Genomic DNA, 19527 nt, shown 5'->3' with positions numbered 1-19527 from the left:
GAAACATCCCCCGCGTCTCAGCCGCGTCGAACAGCGTAGTCACATCCCCCTCCGTCGGCTTCGCCGACACCTCCCCCTTCAGGGGGAGGGTCTCCAATGCACTTTCCGTCAAACCTCGATGCAGGCGCGCGCGCCTGCTTGACGCCCTCACGCGCAGCGCCCAGAAGCCGGACGTGACCGACACCTCCGCCGCGCCCGAACCGACGTCCGCCCCGCCCGCCGAGAAGGGCGGAGGCCTGCTCAAGTCGTCGATGATCTATTCCGGCCTGACCCTGGTCAGCCGGCTGATGGGCTTCGTGCGCGATCTCGCGATCTCCTACCGCATGGGGGCCAGCGCCACGCCGGCCGCCGATGCGTTCAACACGGCCCTGGCCTTTCCCAACCTCTTCCGCCGCTTCTTCGCCGAGGGCGCTTTCGCGGCCGCCTTCGTGCCGGCCTACGCCAAGTCGCTGCAGGAGGACGGGGAGGAGAAGGCCGACATCCTGGCCGCCGACGCCATGGCCACCCTGGCGGCCGCCACCATCATCATCACCGTGATCTGCCAGTTGGCCATGCCCTGGCTGATGATGCTGATCAGCCCCGGCTTCGCCGCCGACCCGGCCAAGTACAAACTGGCCGTGGTGCTGACCCAGATCACCATGCCCTACCTGCCGTGCATGGCTATCGTGGCGCACCTGTCGGGCGTGCTGAACGCCCGCGACAAGTTCATCCTGTCGGCCGGCGCGCCGGTGCTGCTGAACATCGCCACCCTGATCTTCATCCTGCCGCAGACCAACGCCGTCTCGGCCGCCACCTGGGGCTCGGTGGGCGTGATCGTCGCCGGCGTCGCCCAGGCGGCCCTGCTGGTCTGGGGCGTCAACAAGTCCGGCGCCAAGGTCCACTGGCGGCTGCCGCGTCTGACGCCCGAGGTGAAGGCCCTGATCGGCAAGGCCATCCCCGGCGCCCTGGCGGCCAGCGCCACCCAGGTCAACATCTTCATCTCCGGCAACCTGGCCAGCCACGTCCCCGGCGGCCGCACCTGGCTGGCCACCGCCGACCGGCTCTATCAGCTGCCGCTGGGCCTGGTGGGCGTGGCCATCGGCGTGGCCCTGCTGCCGCGCCTGGCGCGCGCCGTGAACACCGGCGACGGCGAGGACGCCCAGAGCGCCATGGACCAGGCCATCGCGCTCGCGCTGGCCTTCACCCTGCCGGCCGCCGCGGCCCTGGTGGCCATGCCCGGCTTCCTGTCGGACGGCCTCTACACCCGCGGCGAGTTCACCGTCTTCGACGCCAGCCAGACGGCGTCGGCGCTGTTCTTCTACGGCCTGGGCACCCCGGCCTTCGTGCTGCAGCAGCTGTATTCGCGGGCCTTTTTCGCGCGCGGCGACACCAAGACGCCGATGCGTTTCGCCCTGATCTCGGTGGCGGTGAACATCGCCTTCGGCATCGTGCTGTTCAATCTGGTTGGCGTGAAGGGCATCGCCGCGGCGACCGCCATCGCCTCGTGGCTCAATGTCGGCCAGATGGCCTTCACCCTCTGGCGCAAGGGCCATTACGGCCCGTCGGGCCAGACCTGGTCGCGGGTGACCCGCATCCTGCTGGCCAGCGTCGGCATGGGCCTCGTCCTGGCGGCGGCCTCGCACTGGCGGCCGCTGATCGAGGCGCCGCTGGAGGCGCTGGGCCTGCGCGGCCACGTGATCGGCGCCAAGGAAGCCGCCCTCGTCCTGACCGTCCTGGTCGGCGGCGGCCTCTATTTCCCGCTGCTGTTCCTGTTCGGCGGGGTCAAGCCGAGCGAGCTGAAGGCCGCCCTGCGGCGCGGCAAGGCGACCTAGAGCCTTGTCGCAAGGGCGCGGGGACGGTAACGAGCATGCCCATGGCTTTGATCGGTTCCCTCGCGCCGCGATGGCGCAGCTTCCGCTGAACCCGATCGCCGCGTCTGCGGACGCGGCCCGCGCCCTCGTGCGCGCCGCCATTCCGACCGTTTCCGACATCCAAGGCTGAAGCCATGACCGACCAAGCTCCCGTCGCCTACGCGGGTCCCAAGCGCATCCTGTCCGGGATCCAGGCCTCCGGGGCCCTGCACCTGGGCAACTATCTCGGCGCCCTCAAGCGCTTCGTCGACATCCAGGACGAAGAGCCCTTCATCTTCGTCGCCGACATGCACGCCATCACCGTCTGGCAGGATCCGGCGGTGCTGGCCCAGCAGACCCGCGAGATCGCCTGCGCCTACATCGCCGCGGGCCTGGACCCCAAGAAGGCGACGATCTTCCCGCAGTCGGCCGTGCCGGCCCACGCGGAACTGGCCTGGATCTTCAACTGCGTGGCGCGCCTGGGCTGGCTCGACCGCATGACCCAGTTCAAGGAAAAGAGCGGCAAGCACAAGGAGCGCAGCTCGGTGGGCCTCTACACCTACCCGGTGCTGCAGGCGGCCGACATCCTGCTCTACAAGGCCACCCACGTGCCGGTGGGCGAGGACCAGAAGCAGCACCTGGAACTGACCCGCGACATCGCCCAGAAGTTCAACAACGACTTCGGCGCCCCGGGCGGCCAGCCGGCCTTCTTCCCGGTCACCGAGCCGGTGATCGAGGGTCCGGCCACCCGCGTCATGAGCCTGCGCGACGGCACGGCCAAGATGAGCAAGTCCGACCCGTCGGACGCCTCGCGCATCAACCTGATGGACGACGCCGACGCCATCGCCGCCAAGATCCGCAAGGCCAAGACCGATCCCGAGCCGCTGCCGGAAACCGTCGAAGGCCTGGCCGAGCGTCCGGAAGCCCGCAACCTCGTGGACATCTACGCGGCCCTGTCGAGCACCACGCGCGCCAAGGTCATCGAGGAGTTCGGCGGCAAGGGCTTCGGCACGTTCAAGCCGGCCCTGGCCGAGCTGGCGGTCGAGGTCATGAGCCCGATCGGCGCGCGCATGCGCGAGCTGACCGGCGACCCGGCCCAGATCGACGCCATCCTCAAGGACGGCGCCGAGCGCGCCCGCGCCGTGGCCGATCCGGTCGTGGCCGAGACCAAGAAGCTGGTCGGCTTCTGGGGCGCGTAAGAAAACCCTTCTCCCATAGGGAGAAGGAGGGGCCCGCGCCGCAGGCGTGGGAGGATGAGGGGTTAAGGCGTTGGCCGGCGTGCCGGCGCGATCTTGGGATGACCGGTGAGGGCGAAACCCCTCACCCTCCCACCGCTGCGCGGCGGGCCCCTCCCTCTCCCTCCGGGAGAGGTTCTTCAAGCTCTTGCCCTCGGGCCCAGCAAGGGCCACATGTCCGGCATGTTCATCCAGACCGAAACCACGCCCAATCCCGACGTGCTGAAGTTCCTCCCCGGCCGCGAGGTCCTGGTGGACGGCGCGCGGGAGTTCCGCACCCCCGAGGAAGGCGAGGCCTCGCCGCTGGCCGACGCCCTGTTCCGTCTCGGCGACGTGACGCGGGTGTTCTTCGGTCCGGACTTCCTGACGGTGACCAAAGGCGAGGACGCCCAGTGGCCGCACCTGAAGGCTCCGATCCTGGCTGCGATCATGGATCACTTCACCAGCGGCCGCCCGCTTCTGGTGAGCGAGGAGGCCGCCGGCGGCCACGACGAGGACGGCGTCTATGACGACGAAGCCGCCCAGATCGTCTCCGAGATCAAGGAACTGCTCGACACCCGCATCCGTCCGGCCGTGGCCCAGGACGGCGGCGACATCGTCTTCAGCCGCTTCGAGCCGGCCACCGGCGTCGTCTGGCTGCACATGCGCGGCGCCTGCTCGGGCTGCCCCTCGTCGTCGGCGACGCTGAAGTCGGGCGTCGAGAACATGCTCAAGCACTACGTGCCGGAAGTGACCCGGGTCGAGCAGACGCTCTGATCTTCCCGGTCCCGGGGCTGCTTTTCGGCCCCGGGCGCCTTGCGCGATCCGTCGGGATCCCCATACTGTAACTACATAAGTTGCGATTATGGTTTCCTATAAGGATCGCTGATGTCCAAGCTCGACACCGCCGCTCTCGCCCAGCTGTTCACCGAGGCGCGCACGCGCAACGGCTGGAAGTCCGACCCCGTGCCGGAAGCGGTGCTGCGCGAACTGTACGACCTGGTGAAGTTCGGCCCGACCGCCGCCAACGCCACCCCGGCGCGCTTCGTCTTCGTGACCAGCCCGGAAGCCAAGGAAAAGCTGGCCGCCCTGTCGTCGGGCTCCAACGCCCCGAAGATCCTGGCCGCGCCGGTCACCGTCATCGTCGGCTACGACCTCGATTTCCCCGAGACCCTCGACAAGCTGTTCCCGCACGCCCCGGGCGCCAAGAACTGGTTCAGCGATCCGGTGGCCAAGGAGTGGGGCGCGCTGCGCAACAGCTCGCTACAGGGCGGCTACTTCATCCTGGCGGCCCGGGCGCTTGGCCTGGACGTTGGTCCGATGTCGGGCTTCGACAACGCCGGCGTCGACGCGGCCTTCTTCGGGGGCACCAACATCAAGAGCAACTTCATCGCCTCGATCGGCTACGGCACCGACGAGGGCCTGTTCCCGCGCAACCCGCGCCTGGACTTCGAGGAAGCCGCCCAGATCCTCTGATCGAAGCCTTCGCGAAAATCGCACGGTCGCGTGCGATTTTCGCACTTCGGCGCTAGAACGGGGTCATGACCCTCCGTCTCGCGCTCATCGCCGCGCCGCTGGCCCTGCTGGCCGCCTGCGGCCCCGCCGAAAAGACCCCCGCCCAGTCCTCGGGCAAGCCCGACGCGGCCGCGCCGCAAGCGGCCAAGCCGGCCGACGGCCAGGCCGTGATCCGGATCACCCCCTATACGGGCGGCCCGCTGCAGGTGGGCGCCGCGGGCGTGGGGCCCATCACCGCCGCCACCGCCTTCGACCAGGCGACGATCCAGGCCCTGTTCCCCAAGGCCGTGGTCAAGAGCGCCTTCATCCACGTCGGCGACGGCCCGCCGGGGCCGATCATCACTGTCGAGCAGGACAACGTCCCGCTGCTGGAGATCGGCAAGGGCGCCGACGGCGGCATCGCCGAGATCCGCCTGGCCGCCGGCGACGTGCGCGGTCCCAAGGGCGAGAGCCTGCTGGCCAAGTGGGCCGCCCTGGGCTTCACTACGGGCCAGTGCCGGGCCGGCGAGGGCCGCACCGTCAACCAGACCGTCTGCGTGCGCCCCGAAACCCCGACGGTTTCCTACGTCTTCGGCGTGCCCGGCTGGACCAAGGGCGGCGTGCCCGACGAGGCGACGCTGAAGGCCAAGGCCCAGCTCAACGAGTTCGTCTGGCGTCCGGCCGAGACCGCCCAGGTCGGGGCCGCCTGATCTTGCGCGTTCTTTCCGTCGACACCTGCCTGGCGGCCTCGTCGGTCGCTGTGATCGAGGACGGCCGCGTTCTGGCCGCCCGCAGCGAGCCCATGACCCGCGGCCACCAGGAGCGCATCGCGCCCCTGGCCAAGGAGATCGCCGCCGAGGCCGGGATCGCCTTCGCCGATCTCGACCGCATCGCCGTCACCGTCGGCCCCGGCTCGTTCACCGGCCTGCGCGTGGGCCTGTCCTTCGCCAAGGGCCTGGCGCAGGCCCTCGCCATCCCCTGCGTCGGGATCAACAGCCTGGAGGCCCTGGCGGCCTCCTCTGGGGCGTCTGGCTTCGTCGCCGCCGCCCTCGACGCCAAGATGGGCCAGGTCTACCTGCAGGTCTTCGACGGGGGGACCGCCCTGATGGCCCCCGACGCCCTCGACATCGGCTCGGCGACCGCCCGTCTGGCCGAGCTCTATTCCGGCGGTCCGGCCACCCTGGTGGGTTCCGGCGCGGCCCTGCTGGACGGCGTGCTGCCCGACGCGGCCCGCCTCGACCTGGCCGTCGCCGACCCTGCGGCCATCGCCCGCCTGGCGGCCGCGCGTCCGGCCCCGACCCATTCGCCCCGGCCGCTCTATCTGCGCGCGCCCTATGCCACGATGCCGGCCGCATGAACCTGCGTCCCGTCGGATTGGAAGCGTGCTGGGACCTGGCCGACCTGCACGAGAAGGCCTTCGACCGGCCCTGGGCCCCGACCGAGTTCGAGGCCCTGCTGAACTCGCCCGGCGTGTTCGCCGTGCTCGGCTCTTCGGGCGAGCCGGAGGCGCCGCGCGGCTTCATCCTGTGCCGCGCCGTCGCCGGCGAGGCCGAGATCCTGACCATCGCCGTAGACCCGGCCGCTCGCCGGCGCGGCTGGGGCGCGGCCCTGGTCGAGATGGCGGCTGGGATCGCGACCGAGGCGGGAGCCTTCGACCTCTTCCTGGAGGTCGCGGCCGACAACGCCGCGGCCATCCGCCTCTACGGCGCCACGGGCTTTTCGCAAGTGGGTCTCAGGAAGGGCTATTATCCCCACCCCGACGGCGCGAAGGACGCCGTCGTCATGCGGCGGGCGCTTAACACTTAGGAACCGATTGCCTATTGTGCCCGCGAATCCCCGACGGAGACGCCGCCTTGGACCGCCTCGAAAAGCTCTGCATCGAAAAAGGCATGCGCATGACCGACCAGCGTCGGGTCATCGCGCGCGTACTGTCGTCGGCCGACGACCATCCGGACGTCGAGGAGCTGCACCGTCGGGCCCACGCCATCGACCCGCACATCTCGATCGCCACGGTCTACCGCACCGTTCGCCTGTTCGAGGAGAGCGGCATCATCGAGCGTCACGACTTCCGTGACGGCCGTTCGCGCTACGAAGAGACGCCGACCCATCACCACGACCACCTGATCGACATGAAGACCGGCAAGGTCGTCGAGTTCGTGGACGAGGAGATCGAGGCCCTGCAGCACGCGATCGCCAAGAAGCTCGGCTACAAGCTGATCGATCACCGCCTCGAACTCTACGGCGTGCCGATCGAAGAGTGATTGACCTGGATCAAGACAAAGGGCGCGGGTTCACCCCGCGCCCTTTTCTTTTGGTCCCAGCTCCCCGGGGGAGCTCAGGCCCGCACGAAGTCAAGGAACACCGGGGCGCAGTCGCCCAGCTTCTTTTCCTCGTAGCGGGTGGTCACGTGGTCGGCCGGGATGGCCTGGCGGTCGATCCCCTCCTCGGCGAAGCGGAAGTCGGGGCTGGCCAGCACCCGCTCGATCGTCCACTCGGCGTAGTCGGCCCAGTCGGTGGCGAAGCGGAAGGCCGCGCCGGGCTTCAGCACGCGGGCCAGGTCAGCCACGAACTCCGGCTGGATGATCCGGCGCTTGTTGTGCCGGGCCTTGTGCCAGGGGTCGGGGAACATCACGAAGAGGCGGTCGATCGAGGCGTCGGGCAGCCAGCCGACCACGTCACGGGCGTCGCCCTCGTGGATGCGGACGTTCGACAGGGCCTGTTCCTCGACGTGACGCACGGCGCTGGCCACGCCGTTGACGAAGGGCTCGGCCCCGATCACCAGCACGTCCGGCCGGCGGCCGGCCTGGGCGGCCATGTGCTCGCCGCCCCCGAAGCCGATCTCCAGCCAGGTCTCCTTGGCCTGCGGCATCAGGTCGAGCGGCTGGAAGGCCTCGTGCGGCACGGCGATGGTCGGCAGCAGGGTGTCGAGCAGAGCCTGCTGGCGCGGCTTCACGGGCCGCGACTTCAGGCGGCCGAACGAGCGCAGCGGGCCGTGGGGCTGTTGAGGATTGGTCATGGGGCGGGTCTTTAGCGGTGAAGCGGGCCGGAGGCCAGCGGCGCGGCCTTGCGTCCTTCGAGGCCCGCTCGCGCGGGCGCCTCAGGATGAGGAATTCATTGCACTGACGTCCTCATCCTGAGGTGCGAGCCGCAGGCGAGCCTCGAAGGACGCAAGGTCCGAAAGGAAAAGGGCCCCGGCTCGCGCCGAGGCCCTTTTGAATGCGGTGGAAGGAAGAGGCTTACGCCAGGCCCTTCAGCTCCGACACCAGGTCGGTCTTCTCCCACGAGAAGCCGCCTTCGTTGTCCGGCGTGCGGCCGAAGTGGCCGTAGGCGGCGGTGCGGGCGTAGATCGGGCGGTTCAGCTGCAGGTGCTCGCGGATGCCGCGCGGCGTGGCGCCGCCGATCAGTTCGGGCAGGAGCTTTTCCAGGGCGGCCGGATCGACCTTGCCCGTGCCGTGCAGGTCGACGTGGAACGAGACCGGCTTGGCCACGCCGATGGCGTAGGCGATCTGGATCGTGCAGCGGTCGGCCAGGCCCGCGGCCACCACGTTCTTGGCCAGGTAGCGGCAGGCATAGGCGGCCGAGCGGTCGACCTTGGTCGGGTCCTTGCCCGAGAAGGCGCCGCCGCCGTGCGGGGCCGCGCCGCCGTAGGTGTCGACGATGATCTTGCGGCCGGTGATGCCGGCGTCGCCGTCAGGGCCGCCGATCTCGAAGCGACCGGTCGGGTTGATCAGCCACTGGGTCTTCTTGGTGATCAGGCCTTCGGGGAAGATCGGCAGGATGTGCGGCTTGATCAGGTCCAGCACGCGCTTGGAGGTCGGGGTCTTGCCGTCGATCTTCTTCTTGTGCTGGTGCGAAACCACGATCGAGACCACGCGCTGGGGCACGCCGTCGCCGTCGTACTCCAGGGTCACCTGGCTCTTGGCGTCGGGCTCCAGCTCGGACAGCTCGCCCGAGTGGCGCAGTTCGGCCAGGCGCTTGAGGATGTTGTGGCTGTACTGCAGCGTGGCCGGCATCAGCTCCGGGGTCTCGGTGCTGGCGTAGCCGAACATGATGCCCTGGTCGCCGGCGCCTTCGTCCTTCTTGTCGGTCGCATCGACGCCCTGGGCGATGTGGGCCGACTGGCCGTGCAGGTAGCAGGCGTACTTGGCCTTTTCCCAGTGGAAGCCCTTCTGAGCGTAGCCGATGTCCTTGATGGCCGCGCGGACCTTGGGCTCCAGGGACTTGATGATGTCCTTGGTCAGCTCCTTGTTGGCCTTCTTGTCGCCGCCCGGCTTGCCGGCTCGCACTTCGCCCGCCAGCACGATGCGGTTGGTCGTGACCAGCGTCTCGCACGCCACCCGCGCTTCGGGGTCGGCGGTCAGGAAGGCGTCGACGACGGTGTCGCTGATGCGGTCGGCGACCTTGTCGGGGTGGCCCTCGGAGACGCTTTCGCTGGTGAAGATGTAGGACGAACGGCTCAAGTGGACGGCTCCGGCTTAGAGTCCAGCGCCCACGCGGCGACCGGCCCCGCGAGCATAGCGAGAACCATATAAAGATAAGTTTATATCCGCAAGGCGGCCGTTCGCCTTTCGGGCGACCGCGCGGGCGGCGAGCCCCGGCCCGAAGGCCGGGGTCGGAAAGGTCGCTAGACCTCTTCCTCGGCCATCGAGCGCACCAGGTCGAGGATCCGGCGGCGCACCGGGGCGCGGTTCAGGCGCGGGAACAGCGAGGCCAGCTCCAGGCCTTCGGGCGTCATCAGGAACTCGTGCACCTGATGGTCGTTGCGCGGCTGGCCATCGGCCGGCTCGGACGGATCGGCCAGGCCTTCGAAGAAGTAGGCGACGGGCGCCTGCAGGCTGCGGGCGATCTCGTAGAGCTTGCTGGCGCTGACGCGGTTGGCGCCGCGCTCGTACTTCTGCACCTGCTGGAAGGTCAGGCCCAGGCTCTCGGCCAGCTTCTCCTGGCTGACGCCCAGGATCTTGCGGCGCATGCGGATACGGGCGCCGACGTGCAGGTCGACGGGGTTGGGCGAACGCTCGATGTCGGCGGGGGATTCGATAGAGACGGTCATGCTTACGCATAGACCTGAGATTACGGTTTTAGTTCAGCCCATATCTTTCATGGCGGCAAACTTGTGACCCGCGATACGCGAAGTGGCGATACAGGCCGCTACCGATGCGAGCAGCAGGATCACCAGCGGCCAGTCGCCGAGGTGTGAGGCCGGCGTCGTCGCGCCGATGGCGGGCAGGGGGGCGTCGATGACCCCCCGGGCGCCCAGGTCCAGGCGCTGGCCCGCCACGACGCCGCCCTGGGCGTCGACCATGGCCGAGACGCCGGTGGGGGTGGCGCGGATCATCGGCCGGCCCGCCTCGATGGCGCGATAGCTGGCCAGGTTCAGGTGCTGCAGCGGCCCCGAGGTGACGCCGAACCAGGCGTCGTTGGAGACGTTGACCAGCGCCCGCGCGTCGGGATCGCTCCGGGCCAGGCCCGGGAACAGGCTCTCGTAGCAGATCAGCGGCTGCACCTTCAGGCCGGGCGCGACGGTCAGCGGACCGGGGCGCGGCCCCGTGGCGAAGCCGTCGCCCAGGTGGGCCATGCTCTTGAAGCCGATGGCGGTCAGCAGGCCGTCGGCCGGCAGGTACTCGCCGAACGGCACCAGCCGGTGCTTGTCGTAGACCCCGACCATGACGAGGTCGCCCGGCTCGCGGCGCAGGGCCACCAGGCTGTTGTAGTAGACCGGCGCCTGCGCCGAACCTTCGTAGCGATAGCCGCCGATCAGCAGCAGCTGGCCCGGCCGCAGGGCGTCCATGATCGCCTGGCGCACCCAGGTTCCTGGGGCCAGGTAGTCGTTGATCGCGGCCGGCAGGGCGCCTTCCGGCCAGACCACGATGTCGGCCGGCTTGCCGCCGGCGTAGGGCTGGGCGGTCAGCGAGACATAGTCGTTGACGATCGCCTGGAAGCTGGCGGCGTCCCACTTGGCCGACTGCTGGACGTTGGCCTGGACGATGCGCACCAGGGGCGCGTCCGGCGCCGTCGGGTGCGGCGCGGCCTTAAGCGCCAGGGCGCCGCCGGCATAGAGGCCGGCCAGGGCGAGGGCGGCCGCGCCGACGGCGATCCGGCCCGAACGGTCCTGTCGCCAGACGGCCGGGGCGGCGGCGATGGCCAGGGTGATGAAGGTCAGGCCGTAGGCGCCGACGAGGGCGGCGGCTTGGGACGGCGCCGAGCCGGCCCGCCAGGTCTCGCCCGGCAGGTTCCACGGAAAGCCGGTCAGCACGTGGCCGCGCACCCACTCCAGCGCCGACAGCGCGGCGGCGAAGGCCAGCACCCGCACAGCGCCCGCGGGCCGCAGGCGGCGGTAGAGAACGGCGGCCAGGCCCCAGAACAGCGCCAGGCCGGCAGCCATGGCGGTCACCGCGAACGGGGCCATCCAGCCCTGGTTGGCGGCGTCGACCATGAAGGCCTCGCCGATCCACCAGGTGCCCAGGCCGAAATAGGCCAGACCCGCCAGCCAGCCGCGCAGGAAGGCGCTGCGCAGGGGCCGGGGCCCGTCGATGGCGTCCAGCAGCCACAGCAGCAGGGCGTAACCCAGCAGGCCGGGCAGGATCCCGAACGGCGGATGGGCCAGGGCGGCGGCGAGGCCCGCGGCGAGCGCCAGCCCACGGTCGCGCCAGAGGGCGAGGGCGGGCGAGGCGGCGATCGGGCGGCGAAGGTTCAAGGCGCGTCCACGGGATCGAACGAGGTCTCGACCTGCGCCGGTTCCGGCGCGCGGCGCACCCGCACCCGCAGCACGCGGCGGGAGTCGGCCTCCAGCACCTCCAGCTCGAAGCCGGCCGGGTGGCGCACGACCTGGCCCTGTTCGGGCACCTGGCCGGCCAGGGCCGCGACGAGGCCGCCGACGGTGTCGACCTCCTCCTCGTGTTCGGGCGGGGCCAGGGTCTCGCCGACCGCGGCTTCCAGGTCTTCCAGGGGCGTGCGGCCGTCGGTCTCGAAGGCGCCGTCCGGCCGCGCCGTGACGGTGGCGACCTGGGCGTCGTCGTGCTCGTCGTCGATGTCGCCGACCACGCTCTCGATCAGGTCTTCCATGGTCACCAGGCCGTCGACCCCGCCGAACTCGTCGATGACCATGGCCATGTGGATGCGCTTGGTGCGCATGCGCAGCAGGAGGTCGGCGGCGCGCATCGAGGCGGGCACCAGCAGCATGTCGCGGCGCAGTTGCTCGAGGACGCGGGCCTCGGGCTCGGGGCGCAGGGCGTCGTCGGCCAGCAGGCGGAAGACGTCCTTGACGTGGATCACACCGATCGGCTGGTCCAGGGCCTCGCGATAGATCGGCATGCGCGAATGGCCGGCCTCGACGAACTGGGCCACGATCACGGCGAAGGGGGTTTCGACCTCGACGGCGACGACGTCGGGGCGGGGGGTCATCACGTCGCCGACCTTCAGCGTCTTGAACGCCTCGGCCTGGTCGACGAGGTCGGGGGCGGCGACGTGGTCGGGATCGGCCGGGCGCGAACGCTTGACCGGCGCGGCGCGCCGCAGCTCACGAAAGAACGCCCGCAGGCCCCGGCTGAAGCGAGCCGGACCGGCGGGCGTGGAACTCTGGTCGTCGTCAGGCATGCCTTTGGGCTTTCACCTCTCGTCGGCGTAGGGATCGGGAACGTCCAGTCCCGCCAGGATCTCGCGTTCGAGCGCTTCCATGGCCTCGGCCTCGTCGTCGCCCTCGTGGTCGTATCCTAAGAGATGCAGCACCCCGTGCGCCACAAGATGTTGCAGGTGGTGGGCCAGGGGCTTGCCCTGCTGCTCGGCCTCGCGGGCGCAGACGCCGTAGGCCAGGGCGATGTCGCCGATCTGGCCTTCCGGATTGGCGGCCGGGTCCTGCGGCGAGGGGAAGGACAGGACGTTGGTGGCGTAGTCCTTCTGCCGGAAGTCGCGGTTCAGCGCCTGGACGCTGTCGTCGTCGGCCAGCAGGATGACGATGCCCTGGCCCTCGACGTCCTCGTGGGCGTCCAGCACGGCCTGGGCGGCGCGCCAGACCAGGGCCTCGACTTCGGGCTCGGCCTTGGTCCAGGCCTCGTCTTCGATTTCGATGTCTACGGTGATCATCGGGGAGTCGCCACTAGGGCCGCGTCGGCGTCGTAGGCCTTGACGATGCGCTCCACCAGCGGGTGGCGCACGACGTCGGTCGAGGTGAAGCGGGCCACGGCCACGCCCTCGACGCCGTCGAGGATCGAGACGGCGTGGGCCAGGCCGGAGTCGCGGGGGTTCAGAAGGTCGATCTGGGTCGGATCGCCGGTGACGACCATCCGGGCGCCTTCGCCCAGGCGGGTCAGCACCATCTTCATCTGCAGGCGCGAGCAGTTCTGGGCCTCGTCGACGATGACGAACGCATGGGCAAGCGTGCGGCCGCGCATGAAGGCGATCGGGGCGACCTCGATCTCGCCCTTGTCGCGGCGGCGGCGCAGCTGTTCGGCGCCCATGATGTCGGTCAGGGCCTCCCAGACCGGGGCCATGTAGGGGTCGACCTTCTCGTTCAGGTCGCCCGGCAGGAAGCCGAGCTTCTCGCCGGCCTCGACGGCGGGGCGGGTGACGATCAGGCGGTCGACCTCGCCGCGCAGCAGCATGCCAGCGCCCTGGGCCACCGCCAGGAAGGTCTTGCCGGTGCCGGCGGGGCCCAGGCCGAACACCAGCGGATGGCGGGCCATCTGCTCCATGTAGGCGGCCTGGTTCTTGGTCTTGGGCGAGACGGCGCCGCGGCGCACGGCGCGCGGCGAGGCCTGGCCGCCGGCGCTGTGGGCTTCGCCCACGGCCACGCGGATGTCGGCCTCGACCACCTCATGGCCGGCGTCGGCGCGCTCGGCCAGGGCCAGCAGCGCGCGCTTGGCCGCCGAGCGGCCCTTGACGTCGCCAGTGATCTTGACGCCGCCGCCGGGCGTCTCGAGCAGGACCTTGAAGGCGTCCTCGATCAGGGCGGCATGGCGGCCGGACGGGCCGGTGACGGCGACGACGGCGTCGTCGGAAAGCGGCAGGAACTCTGGCGTGCGGCTCACGCGGTCTCCAAAGCGGGTTCGTTGGCGAGCACGCCGGCCAGGCTCATCTTGGCGGCGCTCTCGATGCGGACGGGAACGATCGTCCCGATCAGGTGCTCACCGCCCGAAACGTGGACGGCTTGCAGATAGGGGCTGCGGCCGACGATCTGGCCGGGGTGGCGGCCGGCCTTCTCGAACAGCACCGGCAGGGTCTTGCCCGCCTGGCTGGCGTTGAAGGCCCGCTGCTGTTCGTCGAGCAGCTGGTTCAGGCGATCCAGGCGCTCGGACTTCACGGCCTCGTCGACCTGGCCGGGCATGGCCGAGGCCGGCGTGCCGGGGCGGCGCGAATACTTGAACGAGAAGGCGCTGGCGAAGCCGACCTCGCGCACCAGCTCCAGGGTCTTTTCGAAATCGCCGTCGCGCTCGCCGGGGAAGCCGACGATGAAGTCGCCGCTCATGGCGATGTCGGGCCGGGCCGCGCGGATGCGCTCGATCAGCTTCACATAGCTTTCGGCCGTGTGGTCGCGGTTCATGGCCTTGAGGATCTTGTCGCTGCCCGCCTGCACCGGCAGGTGCAGGTAAGGCATCAGCTGCGGCAGCTCGCCGTGGGCCTCGATCAGGTCCTCGCCCATGTCGCGCGGGTGGCTGGTGGTGTAGCGGATGCGGTCCAGGCCATCGATCGTGGCCAGCTTGCGCACCAGCTTGGCCAGGGTCGAGCCGTCGCCGTCATAGGCGTTGACGTTCTGGCCCAGCAGGGTGACCTCGCGCACGCCCGCGCCGGCCAGGCGCTTGGCTTCCTCGACGATGTCGTTCACCGGGCGCGACCACTCGCCGCCGCGCGTATAGGGCACCACGCAGAAGGTGCAGAACTTGTCGCAGCCCTCCTGCACGGTCAGGAAGGCGGTGACGCCGGTGACGTGACGCTCGGCCGGCAGGGCGTCGAACTTCTCGTCGGCGGCGAAGTCGGCGGCCAGCCGCTCGCCGCTGGCCCGGTGGGCGCGGGCGATCAGCTCGGGCAGCTGGTGATAGGCCTGCGGGCCCACGACCAGGTCAACCGCCCGCTGGCGGTTCATGATCTCCTGGCCCTCGGCCTGGGCCACGCAGCCGGCCACGGCGATGGTCATCTTGCCGCCGGTCTGGGCCTTGCGGTCCTTCATCTGCTTGATCAGGCCAAGCTCGGAATAGACCTTCTCGGTGGCCTTCTCACGGATGTGGCAGGTGTTGAGCACCACGAGATCCGCGCCCTCGGGATCATCGACCACGCCATAGCCCAGCGGGCGCAGGACGTCGGTCATGCGCTCGCTGTCGTAGACGTTCATCTGACAGCCGTAGGTCTTGATGTAGAGGCGCTTTTGCGGGGTCTCGCTCATCCGGCGAGGTTATGGGGTCGAGCGGCCCCGCGCGCAAGGTCGCGAAGGTCACACCCGGGGCTTGAAACCGCAAAAGAAAACGGCGCCGGAGAGGTCCCCGGCGCCGCATCTCGATCCTTGGAAGGATCAGTAGTTCTCGTCGTGACGCTTGATCGCCGCGCGGATCAGCTCGGCGGTCTCGTCCGGATCGGCCCAGCCGGTGATCTTGGTCGACTTGCCCTTTTCCAGGTCCTTGTAGTGCTGGAAGAAGTGGGCGATCTGCTCGGTCAGGATGGTCGGCAGGTCGCGCCAGCTGTTCACGCCCGTGTAGAAGGGGTGCAGCTTGTCGACCGGCACGGCCAGGATCTTTTCGTCCGACCCGGCCTCGTCGACCATCATCAGGGCGCCGATCGGGCGGCAGCGGATGATCGCGCCGGGCACCACCGGGGTCGGGCCCACGACCATGATGTCGGCGGGGTCGCCGTCGTCGGCCAGGGTGTGCGGGATGAAGCCGTAGTTGGCCGGGTAGAACATCGCCGTGTGCAGGAAGCGGTCCACCATCAGGGCGCCGCTTTCCTTGTCGATCTCGTACTTCACCGGCTCGCCGCCCTGCGGAATTTCGATGACGGCGTTCAGGTCGTAGGGCGGGTTCACGCCCACGGCGATCTTGGAGAGGTCCATAGTGACTCTTCGTTGTGGGAAGGCTCCCGCGGGGAGGCGGGCCTCAAGCGGCCGCCTGTATAGGCCACAAGTGTTGCGATGCGAAAGAGGGGGCGTGTCCGGCCCTCGACTTGGGCCTGCAAAAGCATCTTCGATCTGTGGTTCAGCTTGTCGAGTGACCGTCAGAACAGCTTTCGGCGCTTGGCTTGCGGGGCCTGCGAAGCCGGCCTCGCGTGTCGCGCGAGGGCTGGCCAGGAGGGGGCTTCCACCCGCTCGCCTATCGCGCTATATAGCTCCCACATCGTCCGTTAGCGCTGATTGGCGCTTTCGAGCGGCGGCCCGAAAGGCTGCCGCTTTTTCTTTGGTCGCTCGCCAGCTGGGCCTTCGAGGCTCCCGGCGGACGACCCGCGAAGTTGAGAAGAGAACCGTGCGCGGCAAGACGCGAGAAGACCTGGACCTGATCGAGATGCTCGACCCCGTCGCCGAGGCGACCGGCTACGAGATCGTCCGCCTGCGCCTGATGGGCGGGGCCGAGCAGCGTCGCCTGCAGATCATGGCCGAGCGTCCGCTTCTGGAAGACGGCAGCGGCGGCGACATGAACGTCGAGGACTGCGCCAAGCTGTCGCGCGCCATCTCCGAGGTGATGGACGCCGCCGACCCGATCGCCGGCGAATACACCCTGGAAGTCTCCAGCCCGGGCGTCGACCGCCCGCTGACCCGCCTGAAGGACTTCGAGACCTACGCCGGTCTCGAGGTGCGCATCGAGCTCGACCGCGTGGCCGAGGGCCGCAAGCGCTTCAAAGGCGAGCTCGCCGGTGTCGAGGACGACCAGATCGGCCTCAACATCGAGGGCGAGGACGACGTCACCGTCTATTTCCCGTTCGCCTGGATCGTCGACGCCAAGCTCGTTCTCACCGACGAGCTGATGAAGCGGGGCGCCGATGCGCGCGCCGCCCGCGTGGACGCCGAGAACGACAACGATTTGTCCGAAAGTGAAGAGGACTGACCATGGCCATCGGCATCGCCGCCAACCGGCTTGAACTGCTCCAGATCGCCGACGCGGTCGCCCGCGAGAAGGGCATCGAGAAGGAAGTCGTCATCGAGGCCATCGAGGACGCCCTGCAGAAGGCCGCCCGCGCCCGCTACGGCGCCGAGCACGACATCCGCGTCAAGATCGACCCGCGCACGGGCGAGACGACGCAGAAGCGCGTGATCGAGATCGTCGCCGACGACGCCGACCTGGAAGGCGAGATCGGCAAGGTCCACCTGACCTCGGCCAAGCGCACCTGGCGCGACGCCGAGATCGGCAAGATCTACGAAGAAGCCCTGCCGCCGTTCGAAATCGGCCGCGTGCAGACCCAGATGGCCCGCCAGGTCGTCATGCACAAGGTGCGCGAAGCCGAGCGCGAGCGCCAGTACGAAGAGTACAAGGACCGCTCGGGCGAGATCGTCAACGGCAGCGTCAAGCGCGTCGAATACGGCAACGTCATCGTCGACCTGGGCCGCGGCGAAGGCATCATGCGCCGCGACCAGTCGATCCCGCGCGAGAACTTCAACGTCGGCGACCGCATCCGCGCCTACATCTACGACGTCCGTCGTGAGACCAAGGGCCCGCAGATCATGCTGTCGCGCGCCCACGGCGGCTTCATGGCCAAGCTGTTCGCGCAGGAAGTGCCGGAAGTCTATGACGGCGTCATCGAGATCCGCGCCGTGGCCCGCGACCCGGGCTCGCGCGCCAAGATGGCCGTGATCTCCAACGACAGCTCGATCGACCCGGTCGGCGCCTGCGTCGGCATGCGTGGTTCGCGCGTGCAGGCGGTGGTCGCCGAGCTGCAGGGCGAGAAGATCGACATCATCCAGTGGTCGGAAGACGAAGCCACCTTCATCGTCAACGCCCTGGCTCCCGCCGAAGTCTCCAAGGTCGTCATGGACGAGGAAGACGAGCGCGTCGAAGTGGTGGTGCCCGACGAGCAGCTGTCGCTGGCCATCGGCCGCCGCGGCCAGAACGTCCGCCTCGCCTCGCAGCTGACCGGCTGGCAGATCGACATCATGACCGAAAGCCAGGAGAGCGAGCGTCGTCAGCGCGAGTTCACCGAGCGCACGGCCCTGTTCCAGGAAGCCCTGGACGTCGACGAGGTCATCGCCCAGCTGCTGGTCACCGAAGGCTTCGCCGCCGTGGAAGACGTCGCCTATGTCGACACCCACGAGATCGGTTCGATCGAAGGCTTCGACGACGAGACCGCCGAGGAGCTTCAGGCCCGCGCCCGCGAATTCCTCGAGAAGGAAGCCGCCGCCCTGGACGCCAAGCGCGTCGAGCTGGGCGTCCAGGACGAACTGCTGGGCGTGGAGGGCGTGACCCTGGCCATGGCCGTGGCCCTGGGCGAAGGCGACGTGAAGACCATCGAAGACCTGGCCGGCCTCGTCCCCGACGACATGCGCGGCTGGTTCGAGAGCAAGAACGGCGAGCGCGTGCGCGAGCCGGGCATCCTCGAAAGCTTCAACCTGTCGCCCGACGACGCCGAAGCCCTGATCATGCGCGCCCGTATCGCCATGGGCTGGGTCGAGGCCCCGCCGGAGCCGGAATACGAGGAAGTCGAAGAGATCGAAGAGGCCGAGGCCGCTGAAGTCGAAGGCGAGGAAGCTCCCGCCGCCGAAGAAGCCGCCGAGGAGCAGTAAGAGACAGCCGGCCCTTCCGATCCTCGGAAGGGCCGCTTCCTTTGAAGACGCATGATCGACCAGGCCGCACCGAAAACCCACGCCGAAGCCAGCCGCGCCCGCAAGGACATCGTCCTGGGCGAGGCGGTCGACGAGGCGCGCCTGGTGCGGTTCGTGGCCGGTCCCGACGGCGTCGTGATCCCCGACGTGGCCCGCAAGCTGCCCGGGCGCGGCATGTGGGTGGCGGCCGACCGCGAGTCGATCGCCGCGGCCGTCAAGAAGAACGCCTTCTCGCGCTCGGCCAAGGCCAAGCTGTCCGCCCCGGCCGACCTGGCCGACCAGGTCGAACGGCTTCTGGCCAAGCGGGTTCTGGACGGCCTGGGCCTTGCGCGGCGCTCGGGGAGCATTATCTCCGGCTTCGAAAAGGTTCTGGCGGCCCTGGCCTCGGGCAAGACCGCCTGGCTGATCGAAGCCGCCGACGGCGCCGAAGATGGCCGCCGCAAGGTCTTTTCAGCCGCTCGCAAAGCGCCGAACGCCCCAAGAATCCTCGGGATGTTCACATCCGACGAATTGGGTTTGGCCTTGGGCGGGGAGAATGTGATACACACGGCGCTCCTCGCGGGGCGAGGCACGGATCGCTGGACTTTGGACGTCGAGCGGTTATCAGGCTTCCGTCCTTTCACGCCGCCGGACTGGGTGGTGCGTCAGAACGAGGAGCCCTAGGCTTCTATACGTCCTTGGATGGCTTCATCCGGCGACGAAAAGAGCCTAGAACCTGAATGTTGGAGCAAGCCGCCGCAGGCGTCGCGCTCTTGAGCGAAGGGCCGGGAAACGCGCTTCCTATTGGAGGTACGTCCAGGCCCCTTTCTCGTATGGATTGATCGGTTTTTTGGGCCGGGAACCCGCCCGGCGGAAGTACAAGCGAGCGCATGAGCGACGAGAACGATAACGGTCGGCCTGGTTCCAACCCCGGTGGGCGCGCGCCCATCACCCTGAAGCCCCGCCAGGGCTCGGTGAGCGCCGGCGTTGTGAAGCAGAGCTTCAGCCACGGCAGGACCAAGACGGTGGTTGTCGAGACGAAGCGCACGCGTCCGCATGCGCCGGCTTCCGGCAATCTCGCCGCGCCGTCCCAGGCCGAGCGTCGCCACGACGCGCCGCGTCCGCAAGGGCAGGGCGGCGGTTCGTCGGCCGGCGGCTTGTCGCAGGACGAGATGCGCGCTCGCCAGCGCGCCATCGAGGCCGCTCGCGAAGCCCAGGAACGCCAGGCCGCCGAACGTCGCGCCGCCGACGCCCGCGCCGCCGCCGAGGCCGCCGCGGCTCGCGA

21 protein-coding genes and 1 pseudogene are annotated in these 19527 nt (G+C 69.4%); 12 read left to right on the top strand and 10 right to left on the bottom strand.

Going from position 1 to position 19527, the window contains the following annotated elements; all coding sequences use genetic code 11:
* Nucleotides 1–173: 173 nt before the first annotated feature.
* The 8 genes from murJ to AC1DCG_RS17555 all read left to right on the top strand — a co-directional run bounded on the left by murJ (nucleotide 174) and on the right by AC1DCG_RS17555 (nucleotide 6798).
* Complete coding sequence (gene murJ / locus AC1DCG_RS17590; RefSeq protein ID WP_477029666.1) at nucleotides 174–1811, top strand: murein biosynthesis integral membrane protein MurJ; 1638 nt, start codon at nucleotides 174–176, stop codon at nucleotides 1809–1811.
* Between the two features lie 173 nt (nucleotides 1812–1984).
* The gene (gene trpS, locus AC1DCG_RS17585; protein ID WP_165258683.1) at nucleotides 1985–3028 is read left to right on the top strand and encodes a tryptophan--tRNA ligase; all 1044 of its coding nucleotides are present in this window, start codon (nucleotides 1985–1987) and stop codon (nucleotides 3026–3028) included.
* A 219-nt stretch (nucleotides 3029–3247) separates the two neighbouring features.
* Nucleotides 3248–3820, top strand: coding sequence for a NifU family protein (locus AC1DCG_RS17580; protein ID WP_165258959.1), 573 nt, complete (start codon nucleotides 3248–3250; stop codon nucleotides 3818–3820).
* Between the two features lie 111 nt (nucleotides 3821–3931).
* Nucleotides 3932–4519, top strand: coding sequence for a malonic semialdehyde reductase (locus AC1DCG_RS17575; protein WP_477029667.1), 588 nt, complete (start codon nucleotides 3932–3934; stop codon nucleotides 4517–4519).
* 65 nt (nucleotides 4520–4584) lie between these two features.
* Nucleotides 4585–5247, top strand: coding sequence for a DUF1131 family protein (locus AC1DCG_RS17570; RefSeq protein ID WP_477029668.1), 663 nt, complete (start codon nucleotides 4585–4587; stop codon nucleotides 5245–5247).
* 2 nt (nucleotides 5248–5249) lie between these two features.
* The gene (gene tsaB / locus AC1DCG_RS17565; protein WP_477029669.1) at nucleotides 5250–5894 is read left to right on the top strand and encodes a tRNA (adenosine(37)-N6)-threonylcarbamoyltransferase complex dimerization subunit type 1 TsaB; all 645 of its coding nucleotides are present in this window, start codon (nucleotides 5250–5252) and stop codon (nucleotides 5892–5894) included.
* Nucleotides 5891–6343 (top strand): GNAT family N-acetyltransferase, encoded by a 453-nt coding sequence (locus tag AC1DCG_RS17560; RefSeq protein WP_477029670.1) that lies wholly within the window; start codon nucleotides 5891–5893, stop codon nucleotides 6341–6343. Before tsaB ends, AC1DCG_RS17560 begins: the two co-directional genes overlap by 4 nt.
* A gap of 47 nt (nucleotides 6344–6390) precedes the next feature.
* On the top strand, nucleotides 6391–6798 hold the full coding sequence (locus tag AC1DCG_RS17555) for a Fur family transcriptional regulator (protein WP_101720476.1): 408 nt from the start codon (nucleotides 6391–6393) through the stop codon (nucleotides 6796–6798).
* A 74-nt stretch (nucleotides 6799–6872) separates the two neighbouring features.
* Here the strand turns inward: AC1DCG_RS17555 and trmB are convergent, their stop codons facing one another.
* The 10 genes and pseudogenes from trmB to ppa all read right to left on the bottom strand — a co-directional run bounded on the left by trmB (nucleotide 6873) and on the right by ppa (nucleotide 15569).
* The gene (trmB, locus tag AC1DCG_RS17550) at nucleotides 6873–7553 is read right to left on the bottom strand and encodes a tRNA (guanosine(46)-N7)-methyltransferase TrmB (protein WP_165258693.1); all 681 of its coding nucleotides are present in this window, start codon (nucleotides 7551–7553) and stop codon (nucleotides 6873–6875) included.
* Nucleotides 7554–7602: 49 nt separating this feature from the next.
* A pseudogene (locus AC1DCG_RS17545) lies at nucleotides 7603–7688 on the bottom strand (hypothetical protein); the annotation flags it as partial.
* A gap of 85 nt (nucleotides 7689–7773) precedes the next feature.
* A complete protein-coding gene (metK, locus tag AC1DCG_RS17540; protein WP_477029671.1) occupies nucleotides 7774–8997 on the bottom strand; it encodes a methionine adenosyltransferase in 1224 nt (407 codons plus the stop codon).
* A 164-nt stretch (nucleotides 8998–9161) separates the two neighbouring features.
* Nucleotides 9162–9587: a helix-turn-helix domain-containing protein gene (locus tag AC1DCG_RS17535; RefSeq protein ID WP_165258699.1), complete on the bottom strand. Its 426-nt coding sequence runs from the start codon at nucleotides 9585–9587 to the stop codon at nucleotides 9162–9164.
* A 33-nt stretch (nucleotides 9588–9620) separates the two neighbouring features.
* Nucleotides 9621–11213 (bottom strand): apolipoprotein N-acyltransferase, encoded by a 1593-nt coding sequence (gene lnt, locus AC1DCG_RS17530; RefSeq protein ID WP_477029709.1) that lies wholly within the window; start codon nucleotides 11211–11213, stop codon nucleotides 9621–9623.
* Nucleotides 11214–11227: 14 nt separating this feature from the next.
* Nucleotides 11228–12130: a hemolysin family protein gene (locus AC1DCG_RS17525; RefSeq protein WP_477029672.1), complete on the bottom strand. Its 903-nt coding sequence runs from the start codon at nucleotides 12128–12130 to the stop codon at nucleotides 11228–11230.
* A 12-nt stretch (nucleotides 12131–12142) separates the two neighbouring features.
* On the bottom strand, nucleotides 12143–12601 hold the full coding sequence (gene ybeY, locus AC1DCG_RS17520; RefSeq protein WP_477029710.1) for an rRNA maturation RNase YbeY: 459 nt from the start codon (nucleotides 12599–12601) through the stop codon (nucleotides 12143–12145).
* An 11-nt stretch (nucleotides 12602–12612) separates the two neighbouring features.
* Complete coding sequence (locus AC1DCG_RS17515) at nucleotides 12613–13560, bottom strand: PhoH family protein (RefSeq protein ID WP_101720481.1); 948 nt, start codon at nucleotides 13558–13560, stop codon at nucleotides 12613–12615.
* On the bottom strand, nucleotides 13557–14909 hold the full coding sequence (gene miaB / locus AC1DCG_RS17510; protein ID WP_165258703.1) for a tRNA (N6-isopentenyl adenosine(37)-C2)-methylthiotransferase MiaB: 1353 nt from the start codon (nucleotides 14907–14909) through the stop codon (nucleotides 13557–13559). The genes AC1DCG_RS17515 and miaB overlap by 4 nt, the downstream gene beginning before the upstream one ends.
* Before the next feature lie 126 nt (nucleotides 14910–15035).
* Entirely contained in the window at nucleotides 15036–15569 is a 534-nt protein-coding gene (ppa, locus tag AC1DCG_RS17505) for an inorganic diphosphatase (protein ID WP_058347149.1), read from the bottom strand.
* A 355-nt stretch (nucleotides 15570–15924) separates the two neighbouring features.
* Between ppa and rimP the strand changes: the two genes are divergently transcribed.
* The 4 genes from rimP to AC1DCG_RS17485 all read left to right on the top strand — a co-directional run.
* Nucleotides 15925–16554, top strand: a complete 630-nt coding sequence (gene rimP, locus AC1DCG_RS17500) for a ribosome maturation factor RimP (RefSeq protein WP_477029711.1) — start codon at nucleotides 15925–15927, stop codon at nucleotides 16552–16554.
* 2 nt (nucleotides 16555–16556) lie between these two features.
* Nucleotides 16557–18224 carry a transcription termination factor NusA gene (gene nusA / locus AC1DCG_RS17495; protein WP_165258704.1) on the top strand — a complete coding sequence of 556 codons (1668 nt, stop codon included), beginning with the start codon at nucleotides 16557–16559 and terminating at the stop codon, nucleotides 18222–18224.
* Nucleotides 18225–18275: 51 nt separating this feature from the next.
* Nucleotides 18276–18926, top strand: a complete 651-nt coding sequence (locus tag AC1DCG_RS17490; RefSeq protein WP_477029673.1) for an RNA-binding protein — start codon at nucleotides 18276–18278, stop codon at nucleotides 18924–18926.
* A gap of 206 nt (nucleotides 18927–19132) precedes the next feature.
* On the top strand, nucleotides 19133–19527 hold a 395-nt coding region (locus tag AC1DCG_RS17485; protein WP_477041585.1), incomplete at its 3' end, for a translation initiation factor IF-2 associated domain-containing protein.

The organism is Caulobacter sp. 10L414 (genome assembly GCF_056395525.1).
Note: the sequence above shows the minus strand (reverse complement) of the source record. Positions and strands in the feature narration are given on the sequence as shown.

What these genes read in the sequence shown, in the direction of transcription:
- AC1DCG_RS17580 (WP_165258959.1), top strand. Translation starts at nt 3,248, where the DNA reads ATGTTCATCCAGACCGAAACCACGCCCAATCCCGACGTGCTGAAGTTC.
- AC1DCG_RS17570 (WP_477029668.1), top strand. Translation starts at nt 4,585, where the DNA reads ATGACCCTCCGTCTCGCGCTCATCGCCGCGCCGCTGGCCCTGCTGGCC.
- AC1DCG_RS17560 (WP_477029670.1), top strand. Translation starts at nt 5,891, where the DNA reads ATGAACCTGCGTCCCGTCGGATTGGAAGCGTGCTGGGACCTGGCCGAC.
- miaB (WP_165258703.1), bottom strand. Translation starts at nt 14,909, where the DNA reads ATGAGCGAGACCCCGCAAAAGCGCCTCTACATCAAGACCTACGGCTGT.
- trpS (WP_165258683.1), top strand. Translation starts at nt 1,985, where the DNA reads ATGACCGACCAAGCTCCCGTCGCCTACGCGGGTCCCAAGCGCATCCTG.
- trmB (WP_165258693.1), bottom strand. Translation starts at nt 7,553, where the DNA reads ATGACCAATCCTCAACAGCCCCACGGCCCGCTGCGCTCGTTCGGCCGC.
- nusA (WP_165258704.1), top strand. Translation starts at nt 16,557, where the DNA reads ATGGCCATCGGCATCGCCGCCAACCGGCTTGAACTGCTCCAGATCGCC.
- AC1DCG_RS17490 (WP_477029673.1), top strand. Translation starts at nt 18,276, where the DNA reads ATGATCGACCAGGCCGCACCGAAAACCCACGCCGAAGCCAGCCGCGCC.
- AC1DCG_RS17575 (WP_477029667.1), top strand. Translation starts at nt 3,932, where the DNA reads ATGTCCAAGCTCGACACCGCCGCTCTCGCCCAGCTGTTCACCGAGGCG.
- AC1DCG_RS17535 (WP_165258699.1), bottom strand. Translation starts at nt 9,587, where the DNA reads ATGACCGTCTCTATCGAATCCCCCGCCGACATCGAGCGTTCGCCCAAC.
- ppa (WP_058347149.1), bottom strand. Translation starts at nt 15,569, where the DNA reads ATGGACCTCTCCAAGATCGCCGTGGGCGTGAACCCGCCCTACGACCTG.
- AC1DCG_RS17525 (WP_477029672.1), bottom strand. Translation starts at nt 12,130, where the DNA reads ATGCCTGACGACGACCAGAGTTCCACGCCCGCCGGTCCGGCTCGCTTC.